This window comes from Streptomyces sp. NPDC002779, from assembly GCF_042888685.1.
In the GTDB taxonomy this organism is placed as follows: domain Bacteria; phylum Actinomycetota; class Actinomycetes; order Streptomycetales; family Streptomycetaceae; genus Streptomyces.
Map to the genome: position 1 here is coordinate 43,191 of NZ_JBIAQC010000002.1, position 13,421 is coordinate 56,611.

Below are 13,421 nucleotides of genomic sequence, written 5' to 3' on the forward strand. Positions count from 1 at the left end.
GGTCTACGCCGGGTCCCGGAGGTCGGCAAGAGTGCCTGCGGTGTCAAGTAGGCGATCGTGACCGCGTCGTGACTGAGGCTCCACTCCTCCTAGAGCAGCGACGGCACCTCGGCGGCCGAGACCTCCTTCGCCGCTCGCTCCAGCGCGCTGGCCAGAAGGGCGAGGTCGGTCGGGCCGTTGCCCAGTTCGCGGACCGGGCGGCGGGCCGGGGGGTCGCCCATGCGGTGCCACTCCAGGGGGACGACCGTGGGGCGCAGGGTCGCGGTGCGGGGGATGCGGCCGGTGACCCGGCCGCCCTGGAAGGCGGTCACTCGACCGTCCGCCCAGGCCAACCGGCCGCGGCCGGGCGCCGGTTCGTCCGGACCGGTGGCCGGGGCGTCGAGGGTGACCCGCAGGGTGGCCCGGCGCGCCGTCTCCGACTCGGCGGTACGGCCGTCCGCGCCCGTCGCGGCCACCAGGTGGACGCCGAGCCGCTCGCCCTCCCGGGCCACCGCCTCCAGGGCGCGCACGACCGAGCCCGCGGCGGGCCGGCCGGGGGAGCCGAGGGCCGGGGAGACCAGGGCGTCGAGGTCGTCCACGACCACGACCAGGCGGGGCAGCGGCGGTGCGGCCTCCGTCTGCCGGCGGGCCGCCGCCGGGCGCAGCCGCAGCGTGGAACTGGGCGGGGTGTCCAGGTCGGCGGCTCCGCCGGCGCCGGTGCCCGTGCGCTGGGCGACCATGCGGCCCGAGACCATCCGGCCCGCGTGCCACTCCGTGAAGTGGGAGCGGCCCAGCAGCTCGGCGCGCCGTTTCAGCTCGGCGCTCAGGGACTGTGCGAACTCCCGCATCCGGACCGGGTCGTTGGCGGTGAGGTGGGTGGTGACATGCGGGACGTCGGTGCACACGCGCAGTCCGTCGCCGCCGCTGCCGCCCGCGCTGTCCCGGCCGTCCATCAGGACCATGGTCAGCCGGTCGGGCCGCTCGGCGGCGGCGAGCGAGGCGATGAGCGCCCGCAGCAGCTCCGTACGGCCACTGCCCGCGGGGCCCTCGATCAGCAGATGCGGTCCGTCGGCCGCGAGGTCCGCGGAGACCGGGCCGCGCGGACCGGCGCCCAGCACGACGCACGCGCGTCCGCCGAGCGCCTCGGCGTCGTCGGCCGCGTCCGCCCAACGGGCCATCAGGGAGGCCGGGGTGGCCCGGGCCAGGCCCAACTCGTCCAGCAGCCGCGCTGCTTGGGGCAGCGGGGCGGAGACCCGCGGCTGCCGCTCCGCCACGGTGCCGTCCGGCCGCAGCGGTGCCAGGGCCCGGGCGAACCGCTCGGCCCAGGCGAGCGAGACGGCGTCCACGGTCGCCACGGTGCCGGGGGCGACGGGGGCCGGGTCGGCGTGGGCGTCCGCCCCGGCGGCGCGGGCGACCCGCATCAGCCGCAGCGCGGTCGCCACATCGCCGCTCAGCAGGGCGACCGCGCCGCACGCCCGGAACACCGGTGCCGCCGCGCAGGCCGCCCGGTAGGTCTCGGTGACCGGAGAGGCGGGCGAGGCGGGTGGTGTCTCGGCGAGGCACACCACATGGATTCCGGCCCGCGGGCCGTCCGACGCCAGCCGTGCGACGGCGTCCCGGACGTCGGCGGCGCCGGGGTCTCCGTCCACCACGACCACGGTGTACGGGCCGGGGAAGGGGGCCGCCGGGTCGTCCTGGGCCCAGGAGGGGCGGTGGGCAGGGCGCGCGGAGGGCTGCTCGCCGTGGTTCGGGTGGTCGTCGAGCCGGCGCAGCAACTCGTCCGTGCGGGCCGTGGCCTGTTCGCGGTCGTGGGCCAGCAGCAGGCGGCAGTCCTGGCCGTGGGACGGGCGCAGATGCGGGAGCCAGCCCAGCCAGGACCAGTCGGCGGCGCGCTCCTCCAGCGGGCGGGAGCGGTCCGCGCTGATCAGCACGATCTCCAGGGCGTCCGGCGAGTGCAGCGCGGCGAGCTGGGCCACCACCGCGCGGGCCAGCCCGGTGAGCCGGGCGCGCGGGCCGGCCAGGCCCAGGGCGCCGGTCTCGCGCAGATCGGCGGTCACCGGTACGGCGGGCAGCAGTCCGGCGCCGTCGGGGGCCGGGCGGTCGGCGGTGCCGAGGCGGACGGTGAGCGCCTCGGGGTGGTCCGGCCCGCGCTCCCACAGACGGGGGCCGGGGCCCAGGGCGGTGAGCAGCAGGGCGGCGGGGTCCGGCCAGGTCTCCGGGAGCCGGGCGGCGGCGACGGAGGGGTGCTCGGTCGCTTCGGGGCCCTGATCGTCGTAGGACTCCGCTTCGGGCGGGGCCGGTTCGCCGCGGCCGCCGGTCAGCCGCCGGGCCCAGGCGCCGAGCCCCCCACGCCTGCGCCCGCCCTGCGGGCCCTCGGCGCCGCGCGCCGGCCCGCCTCTCCGGCCACCGCCGCGGCGGTCCGCGTGGTCACCGTCCGCGGAGGTACGGCTGCCGGGCGCGTCGGTGTCGGCCGGGAGGCCCGCGTGGTGGCTGTCCGGGGAGGTGCGGCTGCCGGGCGCGTACGTCCCGCCGAGCGCGTCGGTATCGGCCGGGAGGCCTGGCCGGTGGCTGTCCGGGGAGGTGCGGCTGCCGGGTGCATACGTCTCGCCGCGTGCGTCAGCCGGAGCGCCCCCGCGCGGGTGGCCGTCGGTGGGGAGGCCTGCGCGGTCGTTGTACGCGGAGCCGGGGGCCTCGCGGCCCGGGCGGTGGCTGTCCGCGGAGGTGCGGCTGCCGGGCGCGTACGTCCCGCCGAGCGCGTCCCGGGGGGCCTCGCGGGTGTGGGCGTCGGCCGGGAGGCCCGCGTGGTGGCTGTCTGCGGAGGTACGGCCATCGGGCGTGTACGTCCCGCCGAGCCCGGGCGTGCCCGCAGCGCCCCCGCGCGGGTGGCCGTCGGCTGGGAGGCCTGCGTGGTCGTTGTACGCGGAGCCGGGGGCCTCGCGGCCCGGGCGGTGGCTGTCCGCGGAGGTGCGGCTGCCGGGCGCGTACGTCTCGCCGCGTGCGTCAGCCGGAGCGCCCCCGCGGGGGTGGCCGTCCGCGGGAAGGTCCGCACGGTGGCTGTCCGCGGAGGTACGGCTGCCGGACGTGTGGGTCCTACCGAGCGCGTCCCCGGGGACCTCGCGGGTGTGGCCCTCCGCTGGGAGGCCTGCGCGGTCGCTGTGCGCGGAGCCGGGGGCCTCGCGGCCCGCGCGGTGGCTGTCCGCGGAGGTGCGGCCGTCGGGGTCGTACGTTCCGCCGAGCGCGTCCCGGGGCGCCTCGCGGGTGTGGGCGTCGGCCGAGAGGCCCGCGCGGTTACCGTCCCCAAAGGCACGGCCGCCGGACGCGTACGTCCCCCCGAGCCCGGGCCCGCCCGCCGGACGGTCACCCGGGGCCGGAGCACCCCCGCGAGGGTGCCTGTCTGCCGGAGCGCCCCCACGAGGGCGGCCGTCCGACGGAGCGCCTACCCGAGGCTGCCCGCCCGCCGGAGTGCCCCCACGAGGGTGCCTGTCCGCCGGAGTGCCCCCGCGAGAGGCCCCATCCGCCGGGAAGCCCGCACCGTGGGTGTCACCCCCGCGCGGAGCCGGGACACGTGACCCGCGGTCCTCGGTGCGGGACGCGCTGCCTTGCCGGGGTGCGTTGCCCTGCCCGGGCGCACCGCCCTGCCCGGGCGCACCGCCCTGTCGCGGCGCGCCGCCCTGACCGGGCACGACCGGACCGTGCTGCTGCGCCCCCGGCGTGGCCGAGGACGCCCCCCAGGCGGCCGAGCCGTAGCCGTGCCGGGTCTCCCCGGTGGGTTCGTAGGCGCCCGGCGTCGACTCCCCGCGCGGGTGGGCGCCGGACAGGCGGATGTGGCCCTCGCCGTCCGGCACCGTCGCCACCCGGGCCCCCGGTCCGCCGGCCGGGGCGAGCCGCAGGGCCGACTCGCCGATGCGCAGCAGCGCGCCCGGCGCGAGGCGGACCGGGCGGGTGCCCACGCGGGCGCCGTCCAGAGTGGTGCCGTTGGTGGAGCCGAGGTCGGCGACCGAGACGTGGCCGTCGTCGGCGACCGTGACCGCGCAGTGCAGCCGGGAGACGTCCGGGTCGTCGAGGGGCACGTCGGCGTCGGCGGAGCGGCCGACCTCGATCCGGCCGCCGTGCAGGAGGTGGACGCCGCCCGCGTCGGGGCCCGCCACCACATGGAGCTGGGTCGGGGCGTCGTCGAACTCGGGATGGGCCTCGGGCTCGGCGGGGGCGCCCAGGGAGAGGACCGCGCCGTCGATCAGCGGGGGCTCGCCCAGGGTGCTGCGCGCACTGTCGAGCCGCTCCGCGCCCGCGTACACCACCACGGGGCCCTCGCCCGCCGAGACCGCCGAGGCGAGCGCCGACGCCACCGCGGCCAGGGCGGTGCCGGCGGGCGCCGTGACCAGCACGTCGCAGCTCGCGGCGCGGCCCCGCGCGGCGGCGGGGGGCGGGCCCAGCGGGTCTACGACGGTCAGCCGGATCTGCATCGCCGTCAGCGGTCCCTTCTGCGCGGGCACCCGCGAACGGGGACGACGCCCCGCGGTCCCCCCACCGCGGACTTCCCCCACCGCCACACGAGCACATCGGCCAGTACGGAAGGCATCCTCGCACCTGCCACTGACAACACGCCCGCCGCCCGCAGACAAGTGATCTTGATTGGTCGGCTCTGCCCGCAAAAATGCCTGATACCTGACGCGCTCACGATCACTTGAGATCGGTCACGCACGGCTCGGGCAACCAAACAGAACGGCCCGAGCGTCTTTCCTGCGAACCTTTGCTTCGATCCGCCCGGCACTACAGTGGGTCGGAACATCGCAACACTTTCAGGCAATCAGCAGGGAGCGCGTGACGTGCGGCCAGTCGGCAGCAAGTACCTGCTCGAGGAGCCGCTCGGACGCGGCGCCACGGGCACCGTCTGGCGAGCCCGCCAGCGTGAGACCGCGGGCGCCGAGGCGGCCGTGCCGGGCCAGCCCGGGGAGACCGTCGCGATCAAGGTCCTCAAGGAGGAGCTGGCCAGCGACGCGGACATCGTCATGCGGTTCCTCAGGGAGCGGTCCGTCCTGCTCCGGCTGACCCACCCGAACATCGTCCGGGTCCGTGACCTGGTCGTCGAGGGCGAGCTGCTGGCGCTGGTCATGGACCTCGTCGACGGCCCCGACCTGCACCGCTACCTGCGCGAGAACGGCCCCTTCAGCCCGGTTGCCGCCGCCCTGCTCACCGCCCAGATCGCCGACGCCCTCGCCGCGAGCCACGCCGACGGCGTAGTGCACCGCGACCTGAAGCCGGCGAACGTCCTGCTCAAGCAGGACGGCGGCCGGATGCACCCGATGCTCACCGACTTCGGCATCGCCCGCCTCGCCGACTCCCCGGGCCTGACCCGCACCCACGAGTTCGTCGGCACGCCCGCGTACGTCGCGCCCGAGTCCGCCGAGGGCCGCCCGCAGACCTCCGCCGTCGACATCTACGGCGCCGGCATCCTGCTGTACGAGCTGGTCACCGGCCGGCCCCCGTTCTCCGGCGGCTCGGCCCTGGAAGTCCTGCACCAGCACCTGAGCGCCGAGCCGCGCCGCCCCTCCACGGTCCCCGACCCGCTGTGGACGGTGATCGAGCGCTGTCTGTCCAAGGACCCCGACCGGCGCCCCAGCGCCGAGAACCTCGCCCGCGGCCTGCGCGTCGTCGCCGAGGGCATCGGGGTGCACGCGAACTCCGCGCAGATCGCCGCCGCCGACGGCGTCGCCGCGCTGCTCGCGCCCGACCCGGCGCCCGCCCCGGTCCCGGGCTCGGCCGACCCCACGCAGGTGCTGCCGCACGGCGCCGGAGGCTACGACCCGAACGCCGCCACCAGCGTCCTGCCGCACACCGGGGGACCGTCCGGCGCCGCCGACCCCACCGCCGTCCTGCCGCCCGTCCCGCAGGGCGGGCAAGGGGGTCCCTCGCCCGAGGATCCGCATCCCTGGCAGAACCAGCTGCGGGCCGCGCGCGACCGTAACGAGCAGACGCAGGTCCAGTACCTCGACCCCAGCCAGGACCCGCTGCGCCGCCGCCCCCAGCGGCAGGTCGCGCGCCCGCAGCAGCCGCCGCAGCGCCGGCCCCAGCAGCAGCCCGGTTACGGCTATCCGCAGCAGGGGCAGCAGCCGCAGCAGTACGCCCCGCAGCAGCAGCCGCGACCCCAGCAGCAGCCCCGCCCCCAGCAGCCGCAGCGGTACGCGCCGCCGCCCGCCCCCGAGCCCCAGCGGCCACAGCGGGAGCCGCGTCAGCCGCGGCAGCGCAGCGCCAACCCGATGCGGATCCCCGGTCTCGGCTGCCTCAAGGGTTGCCTGTTCACGCTCGTCATCCTGTTCGTGGCCGGATGGCTGGTGTGGGAGCTGAGCCCGCTGCAGGACTGGATCGGTACGGGCAAGGGGTACTGGGAGCAGCTCACGGACTGGTTCACCACGGTGACGGGATGGATCGGCGACCTGAGCGGCGGGTCCTCCGGTCAGTAGCGAGGTCGGTAGCGACTCTGTGGATTTGTCGACACCCGGCGGGTGATTTCCGCCTCCGCGGTGAAGGCCGGCTCTCCGGACGCGTAGTTTTGTCGGCAACACGCGTCTGTAGGAGCAGTCTTGGCACGCAAGATCGGCAGCCGGTACACCGCCCACCAGATCCTGGGCCGGGGCAGCGCCGGCACGGTGTGGCTGGGCGAGGGACCCGAGGGTCCCGTCGCCATCAAGCTGCTGCGCGAGGATCTCGCGTCCGACCAGGAACTCGTCGGACGCTTCGTGCAGGAGCGCACGGCGCTGCTCGGCCTCGAGCACCCGCGGGTCGTCTCCGTGCGCGACCTGGTCGTCGACGGCAACGACCTCGCGCTGGTCATGGACCTGGTCCGGGGCACCGATCTGCGCACCCGCCTCGACCGGGACAAGCGGCTCGCGCCGGAGGCCGCGGTGGCGATCGTGGCGGACGTGGCGGACGGTCTCGCGGCGGCGCACGCCGCCGGGGTCGTGCACCGCGACGTGAAGCCGGAGAACGTCCTGCTGGACATGCAGGGCCCGCTGGGCCCCGGCGGCGCGCACCCCGCGCTCCTGACCGACTTCGGCGTCGCGAAGCTGATCGACTCCCCGAAGCGGACCCGGGCCACGAAGATCATCGGCACGCCGGACTACCTGGCGCCGGAGATCGTGGAGGGGCTGCCGCCGCGGGCGTCGGTGGACATCTACGCCCTGGCCACGGTGCTGTACGAGCTGCTGGCGGGCTTCACGCCGTTCGGCGGCGGCCACCCCGGGGCGGTGCTGCGCCGCCATGTGACGGAGACGGTCGCCCCGCTGCCCGGCATCCCGGACGAGCTGTGGCAGCTGATCGTGCAGTGCCTGGCGAAGGCGCCGGCCTCCCGGCTGCGCGCCTCGGAGCTGGGGGCGCGGCTGCGCGAGCTGCTGCCGATGCTGACGGGCATGCCGCCGCTGGACGTGGACGAGCCCGACACCGAGCCGGTCGAGGAGGAGACGGCACCGCAGGCCCCGGCGCCCTCGGGTCCGGTACGCCGGGGCGCGGTGCCCCTGGTGCCGGGCGCGAAGCCGGCCGACTCCAACCGCGACACCCATACGTCGATGAGGGTGCCGGGCCCGGACGAGCTGGCGGGCGGCGCCCGCGGCACGGCCCGGGTGCCCCGCGCCTCGGGCGCCCCACGCCCGGGTTCGGCCCGGCACCGCGCGGCGACCCGGCGGCGCCGGCTGGCCCTGGGGGCGGCGGCGGTGGCCCTGGTGGCCGCGGCGGGCGCCGGTACCTGGCTGGCGACGTCGGGGGACGACCCGGGGGCCACTCCGCGCGACGACATGGAGAACTCGGCACCGGAGACTCCCTGACCGCGAGGCGGCTGCCTGCGGTGGCTCGCGGGAGTTCGGCGCCCGGGACTTCTTGACCGCGAGGCGACGGCCCTCGGCGGCCCGCCGGAGCCGGTCGCACGGGCGCCGGGCGGCCACCGGCCCTCGGTGCTCGACGGAGCCGTTACGCTGGGAGCGTGGCAGTCGTCGATGTATCCGAAGAGCTCAAGTCCCTCTCCTCGACCATGGAGTCGATCGAGGCCGTTCTGGACCTCGACAAGCTGAGGGCAGACATCGCCGTGCTCGAGGAGCAGGCGGCCGCGCCGTCCCTGTGGGACAACCCGGACGAGGCGCAGAAGATCACCAGCAAGCTCTCCCACCTCCAGGCCGAGGTGCGGAAGGCCGAGACCCTGCGCGGTCGCATCGACGACCTCGCCGTGCTCTTCGAGATGGCCGAGGAGGAGGACGACCCGGACACTCGCGCCGAGGCCGATTCCGAGCTCACCTCCGTCAAGAAGGCGCTGGCCGAGATGGAGGTCCGGACCCTGCTCAGCGGGGAGTACGACTCCCGCGAGGCGCTGGTGAACATCCGCGCCGAGGCCGGTGGCGTCGACGCCGCCGACTTCGCCGAGCAGCTGCAGCGCATGTACCTGCGCTGGGCGGAGCGGCACGGCTACAGGACCGAGCTGATCGAGACCTCGTACGCGGAAGAGGCCGGCATCAAGTCGACCACCTTCTCCGTACAGGTGCCGTACGCCTACGGCACGCTCTCCGTCGAGCAGGGCACGCACCGCCTCGTGCGGATCTCGCCCTTCGACAACCAGGGCCGCCGCCAGACCTCCTTCGCGGGCGTCGAGGTGCTTCCGGTGGTCGAGCAGACCGACCACATCGAGATCGACGAGTCCGAGCTGCGCATCGACGTGTACCGCTCGTCCGGTCCCGGCGGCCAGGGCGTGAACACCACCGACTCCGCGGTGCGCCTCACCCACCTCCCCACCGGCATCGTCGTCTCCTGCCAGAACGAGCGGTCGCAGATCCAGAACAAGGCCACCGCCATGAACGTCCTCCAGGCCAAGCTGCTGGAGCGGCGCCGCCAGGAGGAACAGGCCAAGATGAACGCCCTCAAGGGCGACGGCGGCAACTCCTGGGGCAACCAGATGCGTTCGTACGTCCTGCACCCCTACCAGATGGTCAAGGACCTGCGGACGGAGTTCGAGGTGGGCAACCCGCAGGCCGTGCTCGACGGTGAGATCGACGGCTTCCTGGAGGCCGGAATTCGCTGGCGCAAGCAGCAGGAGAAGTAAGCGAAGCGTTTTGTCGACAAGGCAACTGCCGCTTTCGGGGCGGCAGTTGCCTTTTCTGTGCCCGATGTCTGGGTTTTACATCACACTCACAGGCGTTCTCCTCCGGCAAAGAACCCGTACCAGGACATCGCGTACGCAACGGCCTTGACGTTGCTTTGAAAAATCGGAAGGGTGCGGCGTGGCATGCGTATCTCCGGGGCGCATGTGAACCGGGGGGCTCGAGTTCAGCTCCTTCCGTCGATCACCGCCCCCGAGCGCCGCCTCACTGACGATGAGCTACTGGGGGTAGCAACCACATGACCAAGAAGACGCGGATCCGTGTCGCGCGGATCGCGGCCGGTGCCGTGATCGCGGCCGGCGCTTCGCTCACTGCCGCCGGCGTCGCTGCCGCAGACACGGGCGAGGACTGCGGCCTGCTCGGCATCTGTGTCACGCCGGAGCCGGACCCGGAGCCCACCACCGAGGAGCCGGAACCGGAGCCCTCCACCACCGAGCCGACCGTCATCCCGACCGAGCCCACCGGGGAGCCGGAGCCGACCGACCCGCCGGAGCCCACCGTGGAGCCGACGGAGCCGACCGAGGACCCGGAGCCCACCGCCGAGCCGACCGAGGACCCGGGCAACGGGAATGGGAATGGGAATGGCAACGGCACCGGCGGCGGTGACAACACCGACCCCGACGGCGGCTCCGGTGACTCCGCCCAGCAGGAGGGTTCCTCCTCCCTGACCGACACCGGTGAGGAGACCGCCTCCGACACCTCCGCCCAGGGCAGTGGTGAGGAGCTGGCCGAGACCGGTGCCGCGCAGACCACCTTCCTGATCATCGGCGCCGCCACGATGATCGCCGGTGGCGTCGGCTTCCGGGTGCTTCCGCGCCTGGTGGGCGGCCGGGGCGGTGCGGCTGCCTGACGGTAGCCGCCCGCGCTCACAGTGCGTGACGAAGGGCCCGGAGCGCAGCAACGCTCCGGGCCCTTCGTATGTCTTCTCGTATGTCTTCGCGCAGGTCGTGCGAGGCCGCTCTACGCGGTCTGGTGCGCCAGCAGCGCCAGCGCCGCGATCAGCACCGCCAGCAGTGCGATCAGCGTCATCGGGGTCAGGTTCCCGAGCGGGTTGTCCTGCTGCAGCCGTTCGCGGTTCGCCCGGCAGACCGGGCAGCGGCCCTCGTTCACGGGCGCCGCGCAGTTCGCGCACACCAGCCGGTCGTACGTCATGCGCCTCGCCCTTCTTGTGAGTGGTTCCAGGGGGAGAACGTCTCAGGAGCGCAGAACGTTCCCCCACCTACTGTGCCAGGTTCCTCCGGAGGCTGCCTGGGCGCCGGGAAAGGGGGCGGCCGGAGCCCGGTACAAATACGCACATCCGTGGTGCAACCCTGACCGGCGCCTGCGCCCCCGCACCCGACTCGCGTAAGGTCACGCTCATCTACCCCCGGCGACCCGTGGTGCATCCGTGATCCGATTCGACAACGTATCCAAGGTCTACCCCAAGCAGACCCGCCCCGCACTCAGGGATGTCTCCCTGGAAGTGGAGAAGGGCGAGTTCGTGTTCCTCGTGGGGTCCTCCGGCTCCGGAAAGTCCACCTTCCTGCGGCTGGTCCTCCGCGAGGAGCGGTGCAGCCACGGCCAGGTGCACGTTCTGGGCAAGGACCTCGCGCGCCTGTCCAACTGGAAGGTCCCGCAGATGCGGCGCCAGCTGGGCACGGTCTTCCAGGACTTCCGGCTGCTGCCCAACAAGACGGTCGCCGAGAACGTCGCCTTCGCGCAGGAGGTGATCGGCAAGTCACGCGGGGAGATCCGCAAGTCCGTGCCGCAGGTGCTCGACCTCGTCGGGCTCGGCGGCAAGGAGGAGCGCATGCCGGGCGAGCTGTCCGGCGGTGAGCAGCAGCGCGTCGCCATCGCGCGGGCCTTCGTCAACCGGCCCAAGCTGCTGATCGCCGACGAGCCCACCGGCAACCTCGACCCGCAGACCTCCGTCGGCATCATGAAGCTGCTGGACCGGATCAACCGGACCGGCACGACCGTGGTGATGGCGACGCACGACCAGAACATCGTGGACCAGATGCGCAAGCGCGTCATCGAGCTGGAGAAGGGCCGCCTCGTCCGCGACCAGGCCCGCGGCGTCTACGGCTACCAGCACTGAGACCGCAGCGAGTTCCACGGAAAGGCTTGAAGCAGACGCCATGCGCGCCCAGTTCGTACTGTCCGAGATCGGTGTCGGTCTCCGCCGCAATCTGACGATGACGTTCGCCGTCATCGTCTCCGTCGCCCTGTCGCTCGCCCTGTTCGGCGGGTCGCTCCTGATGAGCGACCAGGTCAGCACCATGAAGGGCTACTGGTACGACAAGGTCAACGTCTCGGTCTTCCTCTGCAACAAGAGCGACGCCGAGTCCGACCCCAACTGCGCCAAGGGCGCGGTGACCTCGGACCAGAAGAAGGAGATCCTCGCCGACCTGAAGAAGATGACGGTCGTCGACACGGTGACGTACGAGTCCCAGGACCAGGCGTACAAGCACTACAAGGAGCAGTTCGGCGACTCCCCGCTGGCCAGCTCCCTCACGCCGGACCAGATGCAGGAGTCGTACCGGATCAAGCTCACCGACCCGGAGAAGTACCAGGTCATCGCCACCGCCTTCGACGGGCGCGACGGGGTGCAGTCGGTGCAGGACCAGAAGGGGATCCTCGACAACCTCTTCGAACTGCTCAACGGCATGAACTGGGCCGCCCGCGCGGTGATGGCGCTGATGCTGGTGGTCGCGCTGATGCTGATCGTCAACACCGTGCGCGTCTCGGCGTTCAGCCGGCGGCGCGAGACCGGGATCATGCGCCTGGTCGGTGCCTCGGGCTTCTACATCCAGGCGCCGTTCATCATGGAGGCCGCGGTCGCCGGGCTGATCGGTGGCGCGGTCGCCTGCGGATTCCTGGTGGTGGCGCGGTACTTCATCATCGACCACGGACTCGCGCTGTCCGAGAAGCTGAATCTGATCAACTTCATCGGCTGGGACGCGGTGCTGAAGTACCTGCCGCTCATCCTCGCGACGAGCTTCGTGATGCCGGCGTTGGCCGCGTTCTTCGCGCTGCGCAAGTACCTGAAGGTGTGACTCTTGCCAAGAGGGGCCGTCCGGTCAACCGGCCGTACGGCCCCTTGCGTTGTCCTAGACTCACCGGCATGTCAGGCCGTGACCTGTTCTGTCAGCCCCGCCGCATGCGCCGCGGGGCCGCCCTGACATTGGTGTTCACCAGTGTGCTGGTCGCCGGAGCGGCCACCGGATCGCTGCCCGGACCCGACCGGAAGTCGGCCCCCGGAGCGGTCCGTTCGACCACCGCGGCCCGCCACGAGCAGGTCGCCGAGGCCGCCGCCGAGGCCATGGCCGACGGCAAGTCGCCCATGGAGGCCGCCGAGCGCGCCGTCAGCCGCAGCGGGGACCGCTGGGCCGCCGTGTACTCCCCGGGCGAGTACGAGGAGTTCGAGGAAGCCCTCGACGGCCGCTACACCGGTGTCGGGCTGCGGGCGCGGCGCGAGCGGGACGGCCGTATCGAAGTGACCAAGGTGCGCGCCGGGTCGCCCGCCGCCACCGCCGGGATCCGGGCCGGTGACCGGCTGCGCAGTGTCGACGGCGAGAAGGTCGACGGGCGGCCCGTCACCGAGGTCGTCTCCTTACTGCGCGGCGACGCCACCGACGCCTCCGCCGGTACGACGGTCCGGCTCGGCATGGAGCGCGGCACGCGCGCGTGGACCCTCACCGTGCGCCGCGCGGAGCTGTCCACGGACTCCGTCACCGCCCGCCGGATCGCCGGCGGCGTCACGGTCATCCGCATCGACTCCTTCACCAAGGGCTCCGGCAGCGCGGTGCGCACCGCGGCACGGCAGGCCCCGGGCGGCGGCGGGATCATCCTCGACCTGCGCGGGAACTCCGGCGGCCTGGTCACCGAGGCCGTCACCGCCGCCTCCGCCTTCCTCGACGGCGGCCTGGTCGCCACCTACGACGTGGACGGCGAGCAGCGCGCCCTGCACGCCGAGCCCGGCGGCGACACCACCCGCCCCCTGGTCACGCTGGTCGACGGCGGCACGATGAGCGCGGCCGAGCTGCTCACCGGCGCCCTCCAGGACCGCGGCAGGGCGGTCGTGGTGGGCTCCCGCACCTTCGGCAAGGGCTCGGTGCAGATGCCCAGCCGGCTGCCGGACGGGTCGGTCGCCGAGCTGACCGTGGGGCATTACCGGACGCCGTCCGGGCGGGAGGTCGACGGGCGGGGCATCACGCCCGACCTGGAGACCGAGGATCAGGCCCTGGAGCAGGCGCGGACCGTGCTCGGCGGGCTCGGCGACCGGTAGTCCGCGCCCCGCGCGGATAAGCACTGGTACCGGGCCCC

The 13,421-nt window shown here is 74.0% G+C and carries 9 protein-coding genes; 7 read left to right on the plus strand and 2 right to left on the minus strand.

Annotated features, from left to right (window positions below; all coding sequences use genetic code 11):
* Window positions 1-89 precede the first annotated feature (89 nt).
* Entirely contained in the window at window positions 90-4,442 is a 4,353-nt protein-coding gene (locus tag ACFYW5_RS05800) for an FtsK/SpoIIIE domain-containing protein (protein ID WP_389416417.1), read from the minus strand.
* 363 nt (window positions 4,443-4,805) lie between these two features.
* Here ACFYW5_RS05800 and ACFYW5_RS05805 point away from each other — a divergent pair, with 363 nt between their 5' ends.
* The 4 genes from ACFYW5_RS05805 (at window position 4,806) to ACFYW5_RS05820 (ending at window position 9,966) form a co-directional block, all read left to right on the plus strand.
* Complete coding sequence (locus tag ACFYW5_RS05805; RefSeq protein WP_389415686.1) at window positions 4,806-6,440, plus strand: serine/threonine-protein kinase; 1,635 nt, start codon at window positions 4,806-4,808, stop codon at window positions 6,438-6,440.
* Between the two features lie 120 nt (window positions 6,441-6,560).
* Window positions 6,561-7,796 carry a serine/threonine-protein kinase gene (locus tag ACFYW5_RS05810; RefSeq protein WP_389415687.1) on the plus strand — a complete coding sequence of 412 codons (1,236 nt, stop codon included), beginning with the start codon at window positions 6,561-6,563 and terminating at the stop codon, window positions 7,794-7,796.
* 155 nt (window positions 7,797-7,951) lie between these two features.
* Window positions 7,952-9,058 carry a peptide chain release factor 2 gene (gene prfB, locus ACFYW5_RS05815; protein ID WP_389415688.1) on the plus strand — a complete coding sequence of 369 codons (1,107 nt, stop codon included), beginning with the start codon at window positions 7,952-7,954 and terminating at the stop codon, window positions 9,056-9,058.
* Window positions 9,059-9,354: 296 nt separating this feature from the next.
* A complete protein-coding gene (locus tag ACFYW5_RS05820; RefSeq protein ID WP_389415689.1) occupies window positions 9,355-9,966 on the plus strand; it encodes a hypothetical protein in 612 nt (203 codons plus the stop codon).
* Window positions 9,967-10,076: 110 nt separating this feature from the next.
* On the opposite strand, the gene ACFYW5_RS05825 is transcribed toward ACFYW5_RS05820, so the two are convergent.
* The gene (locus ACFYW5_RS05825) at window positions 10,077-10,268 is read right to left on the minus strand and encodes a hypothetical protein (RefSeq protein WP_389415690.1); all 192 of its coding nucleotides are present in this window, start codon (window positions 10,266-10,268) and stop codon (window positions 10,077-10,079) included.
* A 235-nt stretch (window positions 10,269-10,503) separates the two neighbouring features.
* Between ACFYW5_RS05825 and ftsE the strand changes: the two genes are divergently transcribed.
* The 3 genes from ftsE to ACFYW5_RS05840 all read left to right on the plus strand — a co-directional run bounded on the left by ftsE (window position 10,504) and on the right by ACFYW5_RS05840 (window position 13,383).
* The gene (gene ftsE / locus ACFYW5_RS05830) at window positions 10,504-11,193 is read left to right on the plus strand and encodes a cell division ATP-binding protein FtsE (RefSeq protein ID WP_130436517.1); all 690 of its coding nucleotides are present in this window, start codon (window positions 10,504-10,506) and stop codon (window positions 11,191-11,193) included.
* Between the two features lie 40 nt (window positions 11,194-11,233).
* Complete coding sequence (ftsX, locus tag ACFYW5_RS05835; RefSeq protein ID WP_389415691.1) at window positions 11,234-12,151, plus strand: permease-like cell division protein FtsX; 918 nt, start codon at window positions 11,234-11,236, stop codon at window positions 12,149-12,151.
* 68 nt (window positions 12,152-12,219) lie between these two features.
* Entirely contained in the window at window positions 12,220-13,383 is a 1,164-nt protein-coding gene (locus ACFYW5_RS05840; RefSeq protein WP_389415692.1) for a S41 family peptidase, read from the plus strand.
* Window positions 13,384-13,421 lie beyond the last annotated feature (38 nt).